Consider the following 19,876-nt stretch of genomic DNA (forward strand, 5'->3'; position numbering starts at 1 on the left):
GACCCGGTCCGCTGCCCGCGGACCGGGTCGCCGGCCCGGCGTTTCGATCAACGATGCCGGGGAAGCCGGGTGTCATGGCTTTCGACGCGCGCTCGACCGCTGCCGAGGTGGTCGCCGGCATCGACCTGAGCGGGCAGCGGGCGGTGATCACCGGGGGCGCCTCCGGCATCGGGCGGGAGACGGCCCGGGCCCTCGCCGCGGCGGGCGCCGAGGTCACCATCGCGGTGCGTGACCCGAAACGGACAGCCGGATTCACCGTGGAGCGGCTCGACCTGGCCGACCTGGACTCGGTGCGCGCGTTCGCCGGCCGCTGGGAAGGCCCGCTGCACATCCTGGTCAACAACGCGGCCGTGACGGGGCCACCGCGGTCGCGCACGGCGCAGGGCTGGGAACTCCAGTTCGGCGCCAACCACCTCGGGCACTTCGCGCTGGCCACGGCCCTGCAACCGGCGATGGTCGCGGCTGACGGTGCGCGCGTCGTCGAGGTCACCTCGGCCGCGCACCTGCGGGCCGACGTCGACTTCGACGACCTCAACTTCGAGCGGCGCGGGTACGACGCGCAGGCCGCCTACGACCAGTCCAAGACGGCCAACGTGCTGTTCGTGGTCGAGGCGGCGCGGCGCTGGGCACACGACGGCGTCACCGCCGACGCGGTCAACCCGGGCCCGGACGGCAAGACTCCCCAGCAGGGCGCCGCCACGTCGGTCTACGTCGCCACCGCGCCGTCGCTGGCCGGGGTGTCGGGGCGCTACTTCGAGGACTGCCACGAAGCCGGCCTGCACCAGCCCGGCGGGACCGGCGGCGTCGCGCCCTACGCGATCGACCCGGCCAACGCGGCCCGGCTGTGGGAGATCTCCGCGGAGGCGGTCGCCGCCGGCTAGCCGTACGCTCCCGGTCATGCACATCGTTCGTTACCGCCGGGACAACGACGACATCGCCCGTGTCGGCGTCCGCACCGACGGGGTGGTCCGGTCACTGCCGGTGCCGTCCGTCGCCGCGTTGTTGGGCGAACGCGTCGCCGACATCCGCGCGCTGGCCGAGTCGCCCGGCGAGGTCGTCGACGACGCCCGCCTGCTCGCTCCGGTCGACGGCGCCACCGAGGTTTGGGCCGCCGGCGTCACCTACCTGCGCTCGCGCCAGGCGCGGATGGAGGAGAGCAGCGAGGCCGACATCTACGGCCGCGTCTACGACGCCGCCCGCCCCGAGCTGTTCTTCAAGTCCGCCGCCTGGCGGGTCGTCGTCGACGGCGAACCGGTCGCGATCCGCGCCGACTCGGGCCTCGACGTGCCCGAGCCGGAACTGGCCATCGTCGTCAACCGGTTCGGCGAGATCGCCGGCTACCTGGTCTGCAACGACATGAGCTCCCGGTCGATCGAGGGCGAAAACCCCCTCTACCTACCCCAGGCCAAGGTGTACGCCGGGGCGTGCGCCCTGTCGGCCGGCATCCGCCCGGCGTGGGAGGTCGACGGCACCGATCTCCCGGTGGCCGTCCGGGTCACCCGCGACGGCGTGACGGTCTGGACCGGCGCCACGTCGACCGCACGCCTCAAGCGACCGTTCGCGGAGCTGGTCGACCATCTCTTCAGGGCCGACAACTTCCCGGCGGGTGCGGTCCTGTCCACCGGCACCGGCCTCGCGCCGGCGATGGACTTCACCCTGCGCGAGGGCGACGTCGTCACCATCACGATCGACGAGGTCGGCGAGTTGACCAACCCGGTCGTCGTCGGCCGCGAGCACTTCACGTTCCTGCGTCCATCTGTTTGACGATCTTTTCCAGGGCGCTGGTCAGGTGGCGCAGCTCGGTCGGGGTGAGGGTGGCCAGGGCGTGGTCGGCGATGCGGCGCCGGGCGTCGGAGATCGGCGCCCGGGCCGCCCGGGCCGACGGCGTGAGGTAGAGCCGGACCAGGCGGCCGTCGCGCGGGTCGGGGCGGCGGTCGAGCAGGCCCGCGGCCTCCATCCGGGCGGCGGTGTTGACCACCGTCGGGGTGGTCACGCCCATCCGGGCGGCCAGTTCACCGGGCGTGAGGCCGTCGTCCTGCCAGAGCACCTCGAGCACCAGGTTCTGCCCGATCCGCACGCCGTGTGGGCGCATCGCGTCGTCGGTCGCCGCGCGCAGCAGCTTCTGCGCCCGGGTGAGCAGCCGGATCACGTCGGTCACCGAGCCAGTCTAAAGGTCGTTTGCCGGCTAACGACCTCGCGGCTATGCTCTTCGTTAGCCGGCTAACGAACCCGGCCCGGGGGGAGAGCGACGATGATTCTGGTTACCGGCGGCCTCGGCTTCATCGGCTCGCACACCGCGAACGCGCTGCGCGACCTCGGCGCCGACGTGCTGCTCGGCCAGCGCCGGGCGGCCCCGCCCGACCAGGCCGGGCCGGTCGTGCGGGTCGACTGCACCGATCCCGCCAGCCTGCTGGCCGTGGGTGAGCGCCACCGGGTGACCGGCGTCGTCCACCTCGCCGCGGCGGCCCTCGGCGCCGGTCCCACCCTCGACAAGCTCTGGGCCGACACCCGCGCGCTGTTCGCCGTGCTGTGGGCGGCCCAGGAGTGGGCGGTGGAGCGGGTCGTGCTGGCCAGCACGATCGGGGTCTACGCCGGGGTTCCCGACGGCGCCCTCCGGGAGGACCTGCCGCTCCCGATGGCCAGTCCGCACGCCATCCCGGCCGCGAAGAAGATCACCGAGGTGGTCGCCGGCGCGCTCGACGGGCTGCCGCTCGTCGCCGCGCGGATCGGCGCGATCTGGGGGCCGCTGGGCCGGACGTCGTCGCCGTTCTTCGGCGCACCGCAACTGATGCACGCCGCCGTGCGCGGTGCGCCGGCGCCGCCGGGCCTGCGCGCCGGCGACGCCGTCGACATGCTCTACGCCAAGGACGCCGGTCGCGCGCTGGCGTTGCTGGCGACCGGCGGCGGGTTGCGGCATCGGACGTACAACGTGGGCAGTGGCCGGCTCACCAGCAACCGCGAGGTGGCCGCGGCGATCGCCCGGGTCGTGCCCGGCGCCGCGGTGGAACTGGCCGAGGGCGACCGGCCCGCCCACGCCGCGGCGCTGGACATCTCGCGGCTGCGGGCCGACACCGCGTTCGCGCCGGGCTACCCCCTCGACGCGGCCGTCGGTGACTACGCGGCCTGGCTCCGCGACCACGAGCGCTAGGTCGTGACCGGGCCGACCTCGGGAAGCCCGTTGTCGCCGGCCGTGGTGGGTGCCAGCCGGGTGACGGCGTCGGGCATCGGGCCGACCATGAACACCTGGGTGAACCCGCCGACCGTGACGCCCGCGAACGACGCGACGGACGGCACCTCCGCCGGCAGCGCGACGACGTGCGAGCCGGCGTCGAGGCCGCCCTCGAAGACACGCGCCGACGCGCTCCTGGGCTCCGGCGGCGTGAACGTGGTGCCCCACCACGCGTCGACCGTGACGGCGGCGGGCGCGTCGAGCGTGACCAGCACCGCGCGCCGGGACTCGTCGTAGCCGAGCCCCTCGACCGGCGCGGCCGAGGTGGCGGCGCGCACCTGGGCGGCGATGAGGCCGGGGATGCCGGCGAGCCCCTGCACGAACGTGACGCCGGGGTTGCGGGCGGAGATGTCGTCGCGCAGTCGCTGCTTGGTGTCGGCCGGCACCATGCCGCCGAAGACGAGCACGTCGAGGTCCGTGACGTCGTAGTCGTCGAGGACGCGGTCGAACTGGTTGGTCGCGTCGGCGACGTAGCCGTCGGCGCGCAGCAGGTCGACGGCCTCGATCAGCACGTTAGGGCTGCGGCCGACCACGAGGACGCGTTCTGGCCTGGTCATGGGTGGTTCTCCTTCGTGTGTGTCGACCGTCGCGAGTGCGACGATCGCGGCGGCCACCGCGAAGGCCGCGCCCGCGCCGAGGGCGTAGCCGAGGCCGGACGTGGTGGCGACGGACGCCGGTGAGCCGGTGGCGAGCAGGTGGTGGGTGCGGGCGGCGCCGGCGGCGGAGAAGATCGCGAGGCCCAGGGCGCCGCCGATCTGCTGCGTCGAGTTGAGGATCGCGGCGGCCAGGCCGGCCCGGCTCGGGCCCACGCCGGCGTTGGCCGCGCTGGTCACCCCGACGAACACCGGCCCGACGCCGAAGGCGACCAGGAGGAGTCCGGGCAGGATGTGCGCCAGATAGCCGCCGCCGGCCGGGACCCGGCTCAGCAGGAACAGGCCGGCCGCCGCGACGAGGGCGCCGACGCAGATCACCGCGCGGCTGCCGACCCGGGCCAACAGCCGGGCGCCGACGCCCGCGCCGACGCCGACGCCGGCGGTGAGCGGGAGATAGGCCGCGCCCGCGGCGATCGCGGAGTAGCCCAGGACGGTCTGCATGTAGAGGGTCAGGAAGTAGAACATCGAGAGCATGCCGGCGAACCCGATCAGTCCGGTCAGGTTGGCCGCGAGCAGCCCCGGCACCCGGAAGATGTCCAGCGGCAGGATCGGGTCGCGTGCGGTGCGTTCGACGAGGACGAACGACGCGAGCAGCGCCGCCGCGCCGGCCAGTTCGAGCCAGGTGCGGGTGGCGGCCCAGCCCTGGTCGGGTGCCTTGACGAGCGCGTACACCAACAGCAATGTCCCGGCGGTGACCACGGCGCTGCCGAGCAGGTCGAAACGGGTGGTGCGCGCGGCCGGCCGGTCGCGCGGCAGCAGGGCCAGGACGGCCGGGATGACCAGCACGCACGCGATCGGGTTGACGAACATGACCCACCGCCAGCCCAGCCCGTCGGTCAACAGGCCACCGGCCAGGATGCCCACGGCCGACGCGAGCCCGGCCACGCCGGCCCAGACGCCCAGTGCCGAGTGCCGGTCCTTCGACGTCGTGAACGTGGTGGTCAGGGTGGACAGCGCGGCGGGCAGCATCAGCGCGGCACCGAGGCCCTGCACCAGCCGGGCGGCGACGAAGACGCCGGTGTTCCCGGCGAAGCCGCCGGCGAGCGAGGAGAGGCCGAGCAGCGCGGTGCCGGCGAGCAGCACGTCCCGGCGGCCCAGCAGGTCGGCGAGCCGGCCGCCGAGCAGCATGAACCCGCCGTAGGTGAGCAGGTAGGCCGAGGGCACCCACTGCAGGCTCTGCACCGAGAAGCCCAGGTCTCTCATGATGTGCGGCAGCGCCACGTTGGTGATCGACGCGTCGACGAAGTCGAGGAACGCCACGGCGCACAGCAGCGCCAGGATCCGCCGGCCATGCCAGACCCGCAGCGTCAAGGATGGGGAAACAGTGGTCACGGCGGCTCCAATGTTGGTCTCGCCAATGTTGGCCTCGCCAACATAGCAAGTGTTGGGGCGACCAACAAACTGTTAGGCTTGCCGGGTGCCAATGCCGCAACACGACCCTGGCCGCACCCCCGCGCGGCTCCAGGGACGGGCGACCTGGCTGGTCAGCCGGGCCCAGGCGCGGTCATCGGGCCTGCTCGGCGCTGCGTTCGAGGCCGCCGGCGGCGGGCTGCGCAGCTACCACTACCGGCTGCTCGCGGCGCTGGAGGAGTGGGGCCCGGTGAGTCAGGCCGAGCTCGGCCGCTCGACCGGGATCGACCGCAGCGACATCACCGCGGCCCTCACCGAGCTGGAGGCGCGCGGGCTGGTCGCGCGGGAGGTCGACCCCGAACACCGGCGCCGCAACATCGTCACGATCACCGCCGACGGCGTCGCGCGGCTGGTCGAGCTGGACACGCTCGTCGACGGCGTCCAGGACGAGTTCCTGGCCCCGCTGACCGCTGCCCAGCGCCGCCAGTTCCTCGACCTGGTGGCCCGACTCAGTCGCTGAGGTCGGCGACCACCGCGGCGTGGTCGGAGGGCCAGACGCCGTCGACCGCGGCCGTTCCGGCGCGGTGCACACCGAGCACCCGGCCCGCGCGGTGCGCGGTCTGCAGCACGTGGATGTAGTCGATCCGGCTGCTCGGCGCGACCCAGGCGGCCGCGTGCGGGTTGGCCCGGTCCCAGGTGAAGCCCGGATCGCCCGGGTCGCCGTAGAGCCAGGCGTCGAGCAGCACCTGGCCGGGCACGGACGGCACGGTCAGCGCGCCGGCGAAACGGCGCATCTCGTCGGAGTCGGGCATCGCGTTGAAGTCACCGATCACCAGCGGCGGGTGCTCGTCGGCCGGCAGGCCGGCCACGTGCCGGGCCAGCCAGTCCAGCTGCGCCGATCGGCCGGCCGAACCGCTCAGCACGCTCAGGTGGAGGGTGACCACCGGGATCGTCGCGTGTGGAGCGTCGACCAGCACGCTGAGCGCCGCGCGGCTGCTGTCGCCGGGCAGGTCGTAGGTCTTCTCCGCGCGGATCGGCCACCGGCTCAGCACCGCGACGCCGTTGCGCAGGTCGGGCCCGCCGTCGACGCGGACCCGCCAGGTCTCCTGGTCGCTGGCCGCGCCGAAGGCCCAGTGCAGCCCGAGCTGGTCGGCCAGCGTGCCGGCCAGGTTCTCGTCGCCGTCGGCCCACACCTCCTGCAGGCCCAGCAGATCGGGTCGCTGCTCGCGCAGCACCGCGAGGATCGCCGCGCGCCGCCGGTCCGGCTCGCCGAACCGCCACCAGAGGTTCCACGTCATCACCCGCACGCCGATCACGTTCGCACATGTCCGACCAGCCGCGCTCGCCCCACCCCCGGCTCCCGCATCGACGGCCGGGTCGGGCAGCAGATCCAAGCCCGGCACAGTGCCCGGCGTTACGATGCGGGACGTGCCAAACAACCCCCGCGCCGGTCAGCCGGCCGAGCCCGGCGACCTGATCGACGTCGACGCCGTCCTCGCCGCCTATCACGACCTGCACCCCGACCCGTCGGTCGCGGCCGAGCGGGTCGCGTTCGGCACCTCGGGCCACCGCGGTGCCAGCCTCAAGAAGGCGTTCAACGACGACCACATCGCCGCGACCAGCCAGGCGATCGTCGAATATCGCGCCGCGCAGGGCACCACCGGTCCGCTGTTCCTCGGCCGGGACACCCACGCGCTCTCCGAGCCGGCCACCCGGACCGCGATCGAGGTGTTCGCCGCCAACGGCGTGACCGTGCTGATCGACAGCCGCGACGGGTTCACCCCGACGCCGGCCGTCTCGCACGCGATCCTCACCTACAACCGGCGCGGGCCGGCCGCCCGCGCCGACGGTGTCGTCGTGACGCCCTCGCACAACCCGCCCGACGACGGCGGCTTCAAATACAACCCGCCGCACGGCGGCCCGGCCGACACCGACGCCACGAGCTGGATCCAGGACCGGGCCAACGAGTTGCTCCGGGACAAGCTGGCCGGCGTACGCCGGATGCCCTACGGCCGGGCCCGGGCGGCCGAGACGACCCAGGAGTTCGACTTCACCGCGTCCTATGTGGATGATCTGCCGTCGGTCGTCGACATGGTGGCGATCCGCGACGCGGGCGTGCGGATCGGCGCCGACCCGCTGGGCGGAGCGAGCGTCGGATACTGGGCCGAGATCGCCGAGAAGCACGGGCTCGACCTGACCGTGGTCAACCCGGCGGTCGACTCGCGGTTCGCGTTCATGACGCTCGACTGGGACGGCAAGATCCGGATGGACTGCTCGTCGCCGTACGCGATGGCGTCGTTGATCGCGAAGCGCGACCAGTACCAGATCGCGACCGGCAACGACGCCGACGCCGACCGGCACGGTGTGGTCACGCCCGACGCCGGCCTGATGAACCCCAACCACTATCTCGCGGTCGCGATCGACTACCTGTTCCGCAACCGCGAGGGCTGGCCGGCGGCCGCCGCGGTCGGCAAGACGCTGGTCTCGTCGTCGCTGATCGACCGGGTCGCCGCCGACCTGGGTCGCCGGCTGCTGGAGGTGCCGGTCGGCTTCAAGTGGTTCGTGCCCGGCCTGCTCGACGGCTCGGTGGGCTTCGGCGGCGAGGAGAGCGCGGGCGCCTCGTTCCTGCGCCGCGACGGTGGCGTGTGGACCACCGACAAGGACGGCATCATCCTCGACCTGCTCGCTTCGGAGATCATCGCGAAGACCGGGCGCACGCCGTCGCAGCACCACGCCGACCTGGTCGCCCGCTTCGGCGACCCGGCCTACGCGCGGGTCGACGCGCCGGCCACCCGTGAGCAGAAGGCGGTGCTCGGCAAGCTGTCGCCGTCGCAGGTGACGGCGACGTCGCTGGCCGGCGAGCCGATCACCGAGATCCTGACCGCGGCACCCGGCAACGGCGCCGCGATCGGCGGCCTCAAGGTGACCACCGAGAACGGCTGGTTCGCCGCCCGCCCGTCGGGCACCGAAGACGTCTACAAGATCTACGCCGAGTCGTTCCGCGGCCCCGACCACCTGGCCCGCATCCAGGAAGAGGCCCGCGGAGTGGTGGGCGCGGCCCTCTCCGGCTAGCTCAGCCGGGCCAGCGTGGCGTCGTCCTCGACGCCCGCGTAGAAGCGGCCGAGGACGGCGCGGAACGCCAACTCGGCCGGCGCCGCGTGGCTGAACAGGGTCATCGACGAGCGCAGCTTCATCGCGTCGACCGGGCCGAAGATCCGCTCCTCGTCGGCCTCGTCGCCCTCGACCAGGGCGGTGGCGCACTCGCGCAGGCGCGGCCCGAGCACCGGGTGGTCGAGGTAGGCGCGCGCCTCGTCGAGCCCGGAGATCGCGTAGGCCTGCGCCATCGAACTGCGGCCCAGGCCGGCGATCTGCGGGAAGATGAACCACATCCAGTGGCCGCGCTTGGCGCCGGCGCGCAACTCGGCCAGCGCCTGGTCGTAGACGCCGTCCTGCGCCTCGACGAAGCGGCCCAGGCGGTAAGGATCGTCAGTCACGACCCCAGCCTCACGACTGGGCGCCACACCGGTCAAGCCGCCGCTCCGTGGCCGCCGCCGGCGAACTCGTGGCGACGGCGCGGATATTCTGGACGGCATCATGGCCTTCACGCTGGTTCCGTTCACCGCGGACCGCGCGGCGCTGGTCGCCGGTTGGGTCCGTTCGGCCGACGAGGCCGACAGGTGGTGCTCGCGCGCCGAGCACCCGTTCCCGCCCGAGGCGGTCGCCTCCTGGTCCACCCAGGACGACGTCGCCGCCTACCTGTTGCTCGACGGCGGCCGGCCGGTCGGCTACGGCGAGGTCTGGTCCGACGACGAGGAAGACGAGGCCGAGGTGGCCCGGCTGCTGGTCGCGCCGGGGGAGCGGGGCCGGGGCGTCGGAAAGGCGCTGGCCACCGCGCTGGCCGGGCGGGCCGGGTTCGACGACGTGTTCCTGCGGGTGCGGCCCGACAACGCGGTCGCGCTGGCCGCCTACCGCGCGGCCGGGTTCGCCGACGTCGCCCCGGAGTTGCAGGACGAATGGAACGCGGGGCAGCCCCGGCCCTACACCTGGCTGCGGTTCACCGGCTAGCGGTCGGCGCCCAGGGCCGCGTCGAGCAGGGCGGCCGCCGTCGCGCGGCCGGTGGCCAGGGCCGCGACCGGGGTGCGGTCCATCCGGGCCGTGATGGCGACGCCGTCGTACACCATATGCAGTTGCTGGCCCAGCGTGGCCGGGTCGGCGGCGCCGGCCTGGGCGGCGAGGTCGACGAAGAGCGCGCGTACCCAGGCCCGGTAGTCGTCGGCCGCGGCGACCGCGGCCGTGCCGCTGCCCGCCTCGGCGGTGGCGGACATGAATGGGCAGCCGCGGTAGTCGGGCGCAGTGAAGCGGGCTCCCTGGATGTCGAAGACGCCGAGGATCTTCTCGCGTGGCGTCGGGTAGGCGACCAGGCCCTCGGTCACCCGCTTCTCGATCGCCGCGTGCCGGCCGCGCAGGTAGGCCCGGATCAGCTCGTCCTTGCTGCCGAAGGTGTTGTAGAGCGAGGCCTTCGCGACGCCGGCGTGCTCGATCACCTTGTCGATGCCGACGACGTGCACGCCGTCGCGGTAGAACAGTTCGTCGGCCGCGGACAACAGCCGCTCGCGGGCCGACGGTCGCGTCGCCATGGGACCCACCGCCTCTCGACCACGTTGTCGCGTCGTCCGCCGGTCATTCATCGTACGGTCAGCCAGCCGTCCGGATCCGCGGCGCCCGGCGACGGAGCAGGCCGGCGCCGGCGAGCGCGGCCAGCACGATCACGGCGACCCCGTACTCCCGGGCGGTGTCGGTCAGGCCGCCGGCGTGCACGACCAGGTAGCCGGCGATCACCGCGGGCACGCCCAGACCGAGGTAGCAGACCACGTACAGCAGGGCCAGCACGCCGGCCCGTTCGTGCGCGGCGACCAGTGGCACCACCATCCGGATCGCGCCCTGGAAGCCGCTGCCGAAGCCGATGCCGGCGACGCCCGTCGCGATCAGGAACGCCACGACCGACCCCGCGGAGATGGCGACCAGTGTGCCGGCCACGCCGACGATCAGGCCGACGATGCCGACGGCGAGCGCGGTGTGCGCCGGTCGCTTGTCGACGGCCAGCACCGTCACCGCGGCGACGGCGGCGAGCACGAACAGGCCGAGGCCGCCGTAGACGGCCGAGGTCGAGCCGGCCAGGCCGCGGACCAGTGCCGGGCCGAGCGAGGCGTAGAAGCCGGCCAGCGCCCAGACCGCGAACAGCGCCGGCGCGGCGATGGCGACCGGGCCGCGGACCTGGCGGGGCAGCCTGACCTCCGGGACCAGCGAGCGCCGGGCGCCGGGCGCGCGGGTGACGGTCTCCGGCATCAACGCGACGCCGACGGCCTGGATGCCGAGCACGACCAGCAGGAACAGGTAGATCAGGTGGGTCGGCGCCGGGAGGAACTGCACGACCAGGGCGGAGAGCAGGGCGCCGCCGCCGGTGCCGACGCCGGGCGCGACCGCGTTCGCGGTGGTGCCGCGGGTGCGGTCGATGTCCAGCATGCCGGCACCGAGCGCGGCCAACGCGGCGCCGGTGGCCAGGCCCTGCACGACCCGGGCGGCGAGCAGTTCGGGTACGCCGCCGGCGAACGCGAAGCCGACCAGGGCGGCCGCCTGCACGAGCAGGGCGACGAGCAGCACCGGGCGGCGGCCGAGGTGGTCCGAGAGGCGACCGAAGGTCAGGAGGGCGAGCAGCACCGCGACCGCGTACACGCCGAAGACGATCGTCGTGGTCATCGGGGAGAAGCCCCATTCGGCCTGGTAGGTCGCGTAGAGCGGCGTCGGCGCGCTGGAGGCGGCCAACAGCGACACGACGATCGACGCGAGCAGGACCAGCGAGCCGGTGCGGCCGAGGCGGAAATGTCCGGTGGTGCCGGAGGGTGTTGCCGGCCGGTCGACGGTGCGGGTGCTCACGGACAACTCCCTGGATAGACCTGTCTGTCTAGTGCGTGGCCAACACTAGACAGACCTGTCTGTCCGGAGCAACGAGAGCCGGGTCACCGCCCGACGGTGCGGCCCTTCAGGTGGCGGCCCATCGCGCGGGCGATCTCCCGGTCGGCGTCACGCCGCGCCAGCACCTGGCGCTTGTCGTAGGACCGCAGGCCCCGGCCGATGCCCAGCTCGACCTTGGCCCAGCCGTTGTCGAAGTAGAGCGCCAGCGGGATCAGGCTCAGGCCCGGCTCGCGGATCTTGTCGAGGATCCGGTCGATCTCGGCCCGGTGCAGGAGCAGCTTGCGGATCCGGCGCGGGCCGTGCGGCGAGAAGCCGTGCAGGCCGTACTCGGCGATGTGCAGGCCGTAGAGATGCAGCTCACCGTCGCGCTCCTGGGCGAACGCGTCGACCAGCGAGGCGTGCCCGAGCCGCAGCGACTTGACCTCGGTGCCCAGCAGCACGAGCCCGGCCTCGTAGGTCTTGAGGATCTCGTATTCGTGCCGGGCGCGCTTGTTGGACGCGATCAGCTTCCGCGGCGTCTCCCGGCTCATGACGGACCAGTCTGCCAGGGGTGTGTCGTCGTCACCGCTGAATAATCAGCGCTCGCGGAACCCGTCGCGCATCCGCCGGAAGAAGCCGCCCTCACGGGGCAGCGCGGGCGCGGCCGGCACGGGCCGGGTCGCGCGGCGGGCCACCGGCTGGTCGTAGTCGGTGTTGGCGATCGTGTCGATCACCTGGGCCTCGGTGAAGTCTTCGGAGCCGGGGATCGCCGGCACGAAGCCGACCAGCATGCCGTCGCGCATCACCTGCGCCTCGAGCCCGGCGGTGCCGTCGGTGTCCCACAGCGCCTCGCGGTCACCGGGTAGGACCACCCGGACGCCGGTCTCGGACCGGCCGGCGCTGGCCTGGGCCATGTGAGCCGGGACACCACGGTCGCGCAACGCGTCGACCACCCGGCGGGCGCGGTTCTCGTCCATGACGTGGAAGGTAGCGCGCGGCGGTGGGAATCGGCTGAACGCCGGCCGGTATGAAGCTGAGAACGCGCTGGGGGCACCTAGAACTTCCAGGCCAGCCAGTCGCGTACGTGGGTCGCGGCGTCGGTGAGCGGCGGCACGAACCAGCCCAGCGCCAACCCGGCGACGGCGGCGCCGATCGTCGCGACCCTGACGACGGTGTCATGCCCGGCGCTCTTCGACCTGCGGACGGCGACGGTCGCCGCGGTCCGCAGCAGCAGGAGCGTGACCACCGTCGTGGCCGCCCACGCGGCCCAGTTGCCGGCGCCGAACCCGCTGTGGCCGAACACCCGGGTCAGCGAGGCCGTCACGAACAGGATCACCACGCACACGGCCGTGATCGCCGCGCGGGCGAGGGCCCGGCGCATGGTCGCCCGTCTCGCCCGCGACCGCCGCGCGGCGTCGCCGCGCGTGGTGAGCGCGATCAGCTGCTTCGCGAACTCGGGTGTTTCCGGTGCGGCCGCGGGGACCTGCTCCCAGCGGACCGCCGGCACCGCCTGGAGGAACCTCTCGACGATGGCCGGCGCGTTCGCGCGGTGCAGACCCGCGAGCACCGCCGGGAGCGTGGCGTGCGGGTAGCGCGCGGCCCTCGTCACGAGCACGTCGACCAGGGCCGGCGACGGGTCGGTGGCCAGGGCGGTGACCAGGTCGATGAGCTCGTGCGACGGGCGGTGCGCGGCTTCGCCGACCATCCGCTCCGCGGCGGCCGCGTGGCCGGCGTCGACGAGGGCGCGGACGAGCCGGCTGACGGTTTCGACCGGCGAGGCCACGGCCATGGTCGCGAGCCGCGCGAGGACCGCCGTCGATCTGGCCGGCCCCGTCACGACGAGGTGCCTTCTCAGCTCGTTGGCCCGCGCCACCGCACCGTCGCCGACCGCGGGCGGCATCAGATCCAGGCGGCGTAGCAGCGTGGCCAGGTCGGCGGGCGACCGGCGCGCGGCCATCTCGAGCATCGGACCGATGTGGTCGGCGTGCGCGGACACCGCCGCGTGGAGGATGTCGTGGATGTCGTCGAGGGTGCGCGACTCGGCCGACCGCAGCACGGCGCCGACCGAGTCGGTGCGCCCGGCGGCGTCGAGGGCCGCGACCAGCGCGGCGACCAGTGGCGGTGGCAACCGCCACCCGGCCCAGTGCAGCACCGTCTCCGCGTCGTCGGCCGCGCCCGCCGCGCGCAACCCCTCGACCAGGTCGACGACCTCGCCGACGGGCAGCCCGTCGACCCAGCCGAGCACCCGGTCGGCGGTCGTGTCGTCGCCGGCGTTCCGCAACGCCGTCACGACGACCGCGACCTGCGCCGCGGGTCGGGCCCGGACGCCGGTGAGGACCGCCGACACCGCCGCCTTGGACGCGCCGGTGAACAGTTCCGCGACCTCGGTGCCGCTGCGTACCTTGCCGAACTCGTGGAGCACCAGCTGGCCGCGCTCGGTCGGGAGCAGCCGGGCCAGCGGGCGGACCTCGGTGACCGGCCTGGTGCGGGCCGCCCAACCGAGGACGGTGGCGACGTCGTCCTCGGGCTGGGCCGGGTCGGCGCACAGCCGCACCACGTCGGTGACCTGGCGGCTGGTGCCGACGGCGGCGAGCAGCACGTCGGCGTCGGCCGGGTGCGGCCCGCCGCGGGCGGCCTCGACAAGCGCGATGATCTCGTCTATCGGCCGGACCGTCGCCGCGATCCGAAGCACATCGCCGGCGCGGTCGGCGAGCCCGCTGGCGCGTACGGCGGCGACGACCGTGACCACGTCACCGACCGGACGCTCGCGCAGCGCCCTCTCCAGCACGGCCTGATCGTCGAAGGCCCGACGGATGGCGCGCAGCGTGGCCAGTTCGGCGGCCGGACCATCGGTCGGCGGCGCCTGGCCGGACGCCCCGACCGGCGCGGGTGCGGGCGTCAGCGCCATGATCTCGGCAGCCTCCGCGACCACCCGGACCGTCGGCTGCGCGGGCACCACGACCGGACGGATCCCGACGGGGCTACGGGCCAGCTCGATCTTCCCGACACCGCCGACGACGGTGTGTGTCGGCGTCTGGTTGGCGCCGACCGCGCGCAGGTAGCCGTTGACGTAGTCGTAGGCCTCGTCGGTGGTGATCACGCCGTCGTTGTCGAGATCGGCCTCGCCGGTGCGCAATCCGTGCACCAGCGCCGTGGTGAACACCGAGCCAGCCAGCGCTCCGCCGTCGACCGGCTCGCCCTCGTAGGAGTATTCGGTGGCCCTCGACGCGGTCAGCACCACATGCCCGCGGCCGCCGCCGTGCAGCGTCTCCACGCCCACCTCGGCCGCGCCCTTGCCGCCTTTCACGAACGCGCCGCTGAAGCAGCAGTCGAGCAGCACGAGCTGGCGGGTGGCGCGGCAGTTCTCCAGCCGTTCGCGCAGCCACGCCGCGCCGATCGCGGTGCTGCCGAGCAGGTTCTTGAGCGTGTCGCCGGCGGCGAACCAGAGCTGGCCGCGGGCGTCGAGCAGCCCGTGGCACGACAGGTAGACCAGCGCGAAGTCGTCGGGCCCGCAGGCGGTCAGGAACCGCTCCACCGCGATCCGCACGTCGCGCTCGGTGCCGTCGAGCACCGGGGTGACGGTGAAACCGCCGATCGCCTGGTCGCCCAGCACCTCGACCAGTTCGGCCGCGTCCTGCGCCGGCGCACGCAGCCGCCGCAGTCCCGCGTCCTGGTAGTCGCTGGTCGCGACCACCAGCGCGAGTCGTCGACCGTCCACAGTCGGCAGGGTAGCGGGTCACCGCGCGATCACGGTCGGCTGCCCGACATCATGGTGCGGTGCTGCCTGACGAACCCGACCTGCCGATCCGCCGCGTGCTGCCCCAGGTGCGCGCGGCCCTCGACGGCCACGGCAGCGCCCTCCTGGTCGCACCACCCGGCACCGGTAAGACCACGCTGGTGCCGCTCGACCTGGCCGGGCACGGGAACGTGCTGGTCGCCGAGCCGCGGCGGCTGGCCACCCGGGCGGCGGCCCGCCGGATGGCCGCGCTGGTCGGCGAGCGGGTGGGCGAGCGGGTCGGGTACGCGGTCCGGGGCGAGCGCCGCACCGGGCCGCTGACCCGGGTGGAGGTGGTGACAACGGGGCTGCTGGTCCGCCGGATGCAGCACGACCCGGCGCTGGACGGGGTCGACACGGTGATCCTCGACGAGTGTCACGAGCGGCACCTCGACTCCGACCTGGCCCTCGCGTTCTGCGTCGACGTGCGCGCCAACCTGCGGCCCGACCTGCGGCTGCTGGCCACCTCCGCGACCGCCGACACGGCCCGGCTCGGCGCGCTGCTCGGCCCGACCGTCGCCGCCGACGACGCGCTGCACCCGGTCGAGGTGGTCTGGGCGCCGCCGCCGAAGGTCGATCCGCCGCACGGGCTGCGGGTCGACCCGCGGCTGCTCGACCACGTCGCCGCCACCACTCGCCGGGCGTTCCGCGAGCGCGACGGCGACATTCTGGTGTTCCTGCCCGGTGCGGGCGAGATCAACCGGGTCGCCGAGCGGCTGCGCGACCTGCCGGTACATCCGTTGCTGGGCCGGCAGGACGCGGCCGAGCAGGACGCCGTGCTGCGCCCCTCCGGCAGCCGCCGGGTGGTGCTGGCCACGGCGGTCGCGGAGAGCAGCCTGACCGTCCCGGGCGTACGGGTCGTGGTCGACGCCGGGCTGGCCCGGGTGCCGCGCACCGACTACGCCCGCGGGCTCGGCGCGCTGGTCACCGTGCCCGTTTCGAAGGCAGCCGCCGAGCAGCGCGCGGGCCGGGCCGGGCGCGAGGGGCCGGGCACCGTCTACCGCTGCTGGTCGGAAGGCGCCCACGACCGCCTGCCGGCCCGCCCCGAGCCGGAGATCGCGGCCGCGGACCTGACCGGCTTCGCGCTCGACCTCGCGATGTGGGGCGCGCCGGGCGGTTCGGGGCTGGCGCTGCCGGATCCGCCGCCGGCCGGCCCGCTGACGGTCGCGACCGAGACGCTACGGGCGCTGGGCGCCGTCGACGATGCCGGCCGGGTCACCGAGCGCGGCCGGCGGCTCGCCGGCGTCGGCACCCACCCGCGGTTGGCCCGGGCGTTGCTCGACGGCGCGCCGGTGGTCGGCGCCGACCGGGCCGCGGAGGTGGTCGCGCTCCTGGACCAGGAGGCCGCGGGGGAGGACCTGGTCGCGGTGTGGCGGCGGGTCCGCGCTGACAATGCCTTCCAGCAGGGGGTACGCCGCCTGCGTGCCGACCTCGGCAGCGTGCGCGCCGGGCGGGGACCGCGGCTGACCGACGACCTCGCGGCCGGGCTGGTGGTCGGGCTGGCCTACCCGGAGCGGCTGGCCCGGGCGCGGGGTGCCGGCTCCACGGCGTACCTGATGAGTGGCGGGACCGCGGCGGAGGTCGCGCCAGGGTCGCCGCTGGCCGGCGCCGAGTGGCTGGCTGTCGCTTCGGCGGACCGACCGCCGGGGCGGGCTTCGGCGCGGGTCCGGGCTGCTGTGATCATCGACGAGGCGACCGCGCGGGAGGCGGGCGCGGCGCTGCTCGCGACCTCGGAGGAGGTCGCCTGGGTCGGCGGCGACGTGGTGGCCCGGCGGGTGGAGCGGCTCGGCGCGGTGCCGCTCGTCGAGCGTCCACTGTCGACATCGTCGCGCGCGCTGGTCGCCGCCGCGCTCCTGGACGGGTTGCGGCGGGAGGGTCTCGGGCTGCTGGCCTGGGGCCGTGGTGCGGTGGCTTTGCGGCAACGGCTGGCGTTCTGTCATCAGGCGCTCGGTTCGCCGTGGCCGGACGTCAGCGACGCCGCGTTGCTCGACGGTGCGGCAGCCTGGCTCGGGCCGGATCTGGCCGCCGCCCGCCGGCGCGCCGACCTGGCTCGGATCGACGTCACCGCGGCGTTGCGGCGGTTGCTGCCCTGGCAGATCGCCGGGCGGCTGGAGCAGGTCGCGCCGGAGCGGGTCGAGGGGCCGGGGGAGCGGCGGCTGCGGGTCGACTACAGCGATCCCGAGGCGCCCGTCGTGGCGTTGAAGGTGCAGGAGGCGTTCGGCTGGCGCGACACGCCGACGGTGGCCGAGGGTCGCGTACCCGTGCTGCTGCATCTGCTTTCGCCGGCCGGCAGGCCGGTGGCGGTGACCCGCGACCTCGCGTCGTTCTGGCGCACGGGCTACCCGCAGGTCCGGGCGGAGCTGCGCGGTCGTTATCCCCGGCACGCCTGGCCGGCCGACCCGACCGGTTGATCGACCCGCCGCGGTGGAGTTTTGTCGGTGGGTGGTGCGAGGATCCTGCTTGTCGTTCTACTGAGGAGGCGCCCCGTGCCGTCTGTCCTGTCGCGACGCGCCCTGACCGGCGTGCTCGCCGCGCTGACCGCGCTCGCGGTCGCTGCGCCGGCAGCTGCTTCGAGTGGCTCGACCGTCGGCTCGTCGGGGCTCGGCGACCCCTATTTCCCGCTGGCCGGCAACGGCGGTTATGACGTCAGGCACTACTCGCTCGACCTCGACTACACCCGCGCCGGCAACCACCTCGACGGCACCGCCGTGATCAGTGCGCGGGCGACGCAGAACCTGAGCCGGTTCGACCTCGACCTGCGCGGTTTCACGATCAGCTCGCTGCGGGTCGACGGCGCCCCGGCCCGGTTCACCCGCGACGGCCAGGAGCTGGTCATCACGCCCAAGCACCAGGTGCGGGCGGGTCGCTCGTTCACGGTGCGGGTCGACTACGCGGGCGAGCCGACCGAGGTGATCGACCCCGACGGCAGCAGCGAGGGCTGGGTGACCACCGAAGACGGCGCGTTCGTGGTCAACGAGCCGCAGGGCTCGCCGGGGTGGTTCCCGGCCAACGACAACCCGCGCGACAAGGCGACCTACGACGTCTCGATCACCGTGCCCGAGGGGATCACCGCGATCGGCAACGGCAGGCTGGTCTCCAAGCGCGACCACAAGGGCCGGACAACCTGGCGCTGGCGCGAAGACTCGCCGATGGCGACCTACCTCGCGACGGCCACCAACGGCGTCTTCGAGCTGCGGGTCAGCAAGGTCGGCCGGATCCCGCTCTACCACGCGGTCGACCCGGCCGAGGTGCCCAAGGGCGCGTTCGACCGGCTCGGCGCCGAGGCCGAGGTGATCACGTTCTTCTCCGGCCTCTACGGCGCCTACCCGTTCAGCAGCGGCGGCGGCATCGTCGACAACGCGCCCGAGGTCGGCTACGCCCTCGAGTCACAGACCAAGTCGCAATACGACCAGACGCCCGACGCGTCGACGGTCGTGCACGAGATCTCCCACCAGTGGTTCGGCGACAGCATCAGCCTGACCTCCTGGCAGGACATCTGGCTCAACGAGGGCTTCGCGGCCTGGTCCGAGTGGATCTACGCCGAGCGGCACGGCGGCGAGACGGCCCAGCAGTCCTTCGACGCGTCGTTCGCCCGTCCGGCCAACGCCTCGTTCTGGCGCCGCCCACCGGCCAACGTCGGCGGCCCGGAGTTCATGTTCGGCAGCGCGGTCTACGACCGCGGCGCCATGACCCTGCAGGCGTTGCGCGTGAAGATCGGCGACCGCGCGTTCTTCGCCCTGCTCCGCGACTGGTACGCCAAGAACCGCGACGGCAACGTCACCACCGCCGACTTCATCCGCCTGGCCGAGAGGCACGGCGGCCAGCAGTTGGACGCCTTCTTCGACACCTGGCTCTACCAGCCGGTCAAGCCGACGACCTGGTGAGCCAGCCGATCCTGGGCGCCACGCTCCCGGTCATCGCGGCGCCGATGTCCGGCGGCGCCGGCACCACCGACCTGGCGATCGCCGCCGGCCGCGCGGGCTCGTTCGGCTTCGTGGCCGCCGGCTACCAGCCCGCGGCGGCGTTCGCGGCCGACATCGCGTCGGTCGCGGCGGCCGGCGTGCCGTTCGGCGTCAACCTGTTCGCGCCCAACCCGGTTCCGGTCGACCCGGCCGCCTACCGCGACTACGCCGTGCTGCTCGCACCGGAGGCGAGCCGCTTCGACGTGCCCCTGCCGGCCACGCCGGTGGAGGACGACGACGACTGGCGGGCGAAGGTCGACGTGCTGCGCGCGCGTCCGGTGCCGCTCATCAGTTTCACCTTCGGCCTGCCACCGGCCGCCGACCTGGCGCTGCTGCGTGCCACGGGCGCGCTGCTCGCCCAGACGGTCACGTCGGTGCCGGAGGCCCGCGCGGCGGCCGAGGCGGGCATCGACGTCCTGGTCGTCCAGGCGGCCGGCGCCGGGGGCCACTCGGGCACCTTCACCCCGGAGCGCTCGCTGTCGGAGGCGCCGCTGCCCGACCTCGTCGCGGCCATCCGGGCGGCCGTCCGCCTGCCCGTCGTCGCGGCGGGTGGGGTCGGCACGGCCGCCGACGTCACCGCGGCGCTGGGCGCGGGCGCGTCGCACGTCGCGGTCGGCACCGCGCTGCTGCGGTCGGCCGAGGCCGGCACCGCGGCGGCACACCGAAGGGCGCTCACCGAACCCCGGCCGACCGTGGTCACCCGCGCCTTCACCGGCCGTCCGGCGCGCGGCCTGCGCAACACGTTCACCGACCGCTACGGCGACGCGGCGCCGCTGGGCTACCCGGCCCTGCACCACCTGACCCGCCCGATCCGCCGCGCCGCGGCGGCCGCCGGCGACCCGGAGCCGATGCACCTGTGGGCCGGCACCGGCTACCGGCACACCACCGACGAGCCGGCGGCCGCCATCCTCACCCGGCTCAGCGCGGGCGCCTGAGGGTTTCCGCATTCGCCCTG

At 74.2% G+C, this 19,876-nt stretch carries 18 protein-coding genes; 9 read left to right on the top strand and 9 right to left on the bottom strand.

Annotated elements, in window-relative coordinates; genetic code table 11:
* The first annotated feature begins 74 nt into the window (after window positions 1-74).
* Both AB0J74_RS22595 and AB0J74_RS22600 read left to right on the top strand, forming a co-directional pair.
* On the top strand, window positions 75-881 hold the full coding sequence (locus AB0J74_RS22595; RefSeq protein WP_363450956.1) for an SDR family NAD(P)-dependent oxidoreductase: 807 nt from the start codon (window positions 75-77) through the stop codon (window positions 879-881).
* A 16-nt stretch (window positions 882-897) separates the two neighbouring features.
* Window positions 898-1,764: a fumarylacetoacetate hydrolase family protein gene (locus tag AB0J74_RS22600; protein ID WP_363450958.1), complete on the top strand. Its 867-nt coding sequence runs from the start codon at window positions 898-900 to the stop codon at window positions 1,762-1,764.
* Here AB0J74_RS22600 and AB0J74_RS22605 read toward each other — a convergent pair.
* The gene (locus AB0J74_RS22605; RefSeq protein WP_363450960.1) at window positions 1,739-2,158 is read right to left on the bottom strand and encodes a MarR family transcriptional regulator; all 420 of its coding nucleotides are present in this window, start codon (window positions 2,156-2,158) and stop codon (window positions 1,739-1,741) included. The genes AB0J74_RS22600 and AB0J74_RS22605 overlap by 26 nt on opposite strands.
* A 93-nt stretch (window positions 2,159-2,251) precedes the next feature.
* Here AB0J74_RS22605 and AB0J74_RS22610 point away from each other — a divergent pair, with 93 nt between their 5' ends.
* Window positions 2,252-3,148 carry an NAD(P)-dependent oxidoreductase gene (locus tag AB0J74_RS22610; protein WP_363450962.1) on the top strand — a complete coding sequence of 299 codons (897 nt, stop codon included), beginning with the start codon at window positions 2,252-2,254 and terminating at the stop codon, window positions 3,146-3,148.
* Here AB0J74_RS22610 and AB0J74_RS22615 read toward each other — a convergent pair.
* Window positions 3,145-5,214: an MFS transporter gene (locus AB0J74_RS22615; RefSeq protein ID WP_363450964.1), complete on the bottom strand. Its 2,070-nt coding sequence runs from the start codon at window positions 5,212-5,214 to the stop codon at window positions 3,145-3,147. The two genes, AB0J74_RS22610 and AB0J74_RS22615, sit on opposite strands and share 4 nt — an antisense overlap.
* A gap of 91 nt (window positions 5,215-5,305) precedes the next feature.
* Here AB0J74_RS22615 and AB0J74_RS22620 point away from each other — a divergent pair, with 91 nt between their 5' ends.
* Entirely contained in the window at window positions 5,306-5,752 is a 447-nt protein-coding gene (locus AB0J74_RS22620; protein WP_363451246.1) for a MarR family transcriptional regulator, read from the top strand.
* On the opposite strand, the gene AB0J74_RS22625 is transcribed toward AB0J74_RS22620, so the two are convergent.
* Window positions 5,742-6,530, bottom strand: coding sequence for an endonuclease/exonuclease/phosphatase family protein (locus AB0J74_RS22625; protein ID WP_363451248.1), 789 nt, complete (start codon window positions 6,528-6,530; stop codon window positions 5,742-5,744). The two genes, AB0J74_RS22620 and AB0J74_RS22625, sit on opposite strands and share 11 nt — an antisense overlap.
* A gap of 121 nt (window positions 6,531-6,651) precedes the next feature.
* On the opposite strand from AB0J74_RS22625, the gene pgm reads away from it, so the two are divergent.
* Window positions 6,652-8,304, top strand: coding sequence for a phosphoglucomutase (alpha-D-glucose-1,6-bisphosphate-dependent) (gene pgm / locus AB0J74_RS22630; RefSeq protein WP_363450966.1), 1,653 nt, complete (start codon window positions 6,652-6,654; stop codon window positions 8,302-8,304).
* Here the strand turns inward: pgm and AB0J74_RS22635 are convergent.
* Window positions 8,301-8,726, bottom strand: coding sequence for a DUF1810 domain-containing protein (locus AB0J74_RS22635; protein WP_363450968.1), 426 nt, complete (start codon window positions 8,724-8,726; stop codon window positions 8,301-8,303). The two genes, pgm and AB0J74_RS22635, sit on opposite strands and share 4 nt — an antisense overlap.
* 100 nt (window positions 8,727-8,826) lie before the next feature.
* Here AB0J74_RS22635 and AB0J74_RS22640 point away from each other — a divergent pair, with 100 nt between their 5' ends.
* Entirely contained in the window at window positions 8,827-9,297 is a 471-nt protein-coding gene (locus tag AB0J74_RS22640; RefSeq protein ID WP_363450970.1) for a GNAT family N-acetyltransferase, read from the top strand.
* Here the strand turns inward: AB0J74_RS22640 and AB0J74_RS22645 are convergent.
* The 5 genes from AB0J74_RS22645 to AB0J74_RS22665 all read right to left on the bottom strand — a co-directional run bounded on the left by AB0J74_RS22645 (window position 9,294) and on the right by AB0J74_RS22665 (window position 14,902).
* Window positions 9,294-9,869 carry a helix-turn-helix domain-containing protein gene (locus AB0J74_RS22645; protein ID WP_363450972.1) on the bottom strand — a complete coding sequence of 192 codons (576 nt, stop codon included), beginning with the start codon at window positions 9,867-9,869 and terminating at the stop codon, window positions 9,294-9,296. The genes AB0J74_RS22640 and AB0J74_RS22645 overlap by 4 nt on opposite strands.
* Window positions 9,870-9,927: 58 nt before the next feature.
* Entirely contained in the window at window positions 9,928-11,166 is a 1,239-nt protein-coding gene (locus tag AB0J74_RS22650) for an MFS transporter (RefSeq protein ID WP_363450974.1), read from the bottom strand.
* Window positions 11,167-11,249: 83 nt separating this feature from the next.
* The gene (gene smpB, locus AB0J74_RS22655; protein ID WP_363450976.1) at window positions 11,250-11,735 is read right to left on the bottom strand and encodes an SsrA-binding protein SmpB; all 486 of its coding nucleotides are present in this window, start codon (window positions 11,733-11,735) and stop codon (window positions 11,250-11,252) included.
* Window positions 11,736-11,780: 45 nt separating this feature from the next.
* Window positions 11,781-12,161, bottom strand: coding sequence for a hypothetical protein (locus AB0J74_RS22660; RefSeq protein ID WP_363450978.1), 381 nt, complete (start codon window positions 12,159-12,161; stop codon window positions 11,781-11,783).
* 77 nt (window positions 12,162-12,238) lie between these two features.
* Complete coding sequence (locus tag AB0J74_RS22665) at window positions 12,239-14,902, bottom strand: caspase family protein (protein WP_363450980.1); 2,664 nt, start codon at window positions 14,900-14,902, stop codon at window positions 12,239-12,241.
* A 59-nt stretch (window positions 14,903-14,961) separates the two neighbouring features.
* On the opposite strand from AB0J74_RS22665, the gene hrpB reads away from it, so the two are divergent.
* The 3 genes from hrpB (at window position 14,962) to AB0J74_RS22680 (ending at window position 19,856) form a co-directional block, all read left to right on the top strand.
* Entirely contained in the window at window positions 14,962-17,370 is a 2,409-nt protein-coding gene (gene hrpB, locus AB0J74_RS22670; protein WP_363450982.1) for an ATP-dependent helicase HrpB, read from the top strand.
* A gap of 75 nt (window positions 17,371-17,445) precedes the next feature.
* Window positions 17,446-18,843, top strand: coding sequence for a M1 family metallopeptidase (locus AB0J74_RS22675; RefSeq protein ID WP_363450984.1), 1,398 nt, complete (start codon window positions 17,446-17,448; stop codon window positions 18,841-18,843).
* A complete protein-coding gene (locus AB0J74_RS22680) occupies window positions 18,840-19,856 on the top strand; it encodes a nitronate monooxygenase (protein WP_363450986.1) in 1,017 nt (338 codons plus the stop codon). The genes AB0J74_RS22675 and AB0J74_RS22680 overlap by 4 nt, the downstream gene beginning before the upstream one ends.
* The last annotated feature ends 20 nt before the right edge of the window (window positions 19,857-19,876 follow it).

The sequence above is a fragment of the Asanoa sp. NPDC049573 genome, from assembly GCF_040676615.1.
Lineage (GTDB): Bacteria > Actinomycetota > Actinomycetes > Mycobacteriales > Micromonosporaceae > Asanoa.

What these genes read in the sequence shown, in the direction of transcription:
- AB0J74_RS22620 (WP_363451246.1), top strand. Translation starts at nt 5,306, where the DNA reads ATGCCGCAACACGACCCTGGCCGCACCCCCGCGCGGCTCCAGGGACGG.
- AB0J74_RS22640 (WP_363450970.1), top strand. Translation starts at nt 8,827, where the DNA reads ATGGCCTTCACGCTGGTTCCGTTCACCGCGGACCGCGCGGCGCTGGTC.
- AB0J74_RS22600 (WP_363450958.1), top strand. Translation starts at nt 898, where the DNA reads ATGCACATCGTTCGTTACCGCCGGGACAACGACGACATCGCCCGTGTC.
- AB0J74_RS22660 (WP_363450978.1), bottom strand. Translation starts at nt 12,161, where the DNA reads ATGGACGAGAACCGCGCCCGCCGGGTGGTCGACGCGTTGCGCGACCGT.
- smpB (WP_363450976.1), bottom strand. Translation starts at nt 11,735, where the DNA reads ATGAGCCGGGAGACGCCGCGGAAGCTGATCGCGTCCAACAAGCGCGCC.
- AB0J74_RS22645 (WP_363450972.1), bottom strand. Translation starts at nt 9,869, where the DNA reads ATGGCGACGCGACCGTCGGCCCGCGAGCGGCTGTTGTCCGCGGCCGAC.
- AB0J74_RS22625 (WP_363451248.1), bottom strand. Translation starts at nt 6,530, where the DNA reads ATGACGTGGAACCTCTGGTGGCGGTTCGGCGAGCCGGACCGGCGGCGC.
- AB0J74_RS22610 (WP_363450962.1), top strand. Translation starts at nt 2,252, where the DNA reads ATGATTCTGGTTACCGGCGGCCTCGGCTTCATCGGCTCGCACACCGCG.
- AB0J74_RS22595 (WP_363450956.1), top strand. Translation starts at nt 75, where the DNA reads ATGGCTTTCGACGCGCGCTCGACCGCTGCCGAGGTGGTCGCCGGCATC.
- pgm (WP_363450966.1), top strand. Translation starts at nt 6,652, where the DNA reads ATGCGGGACGTGCCAAACAACCCCCGCGCCGGTCAGCCGGCCGAGCCC.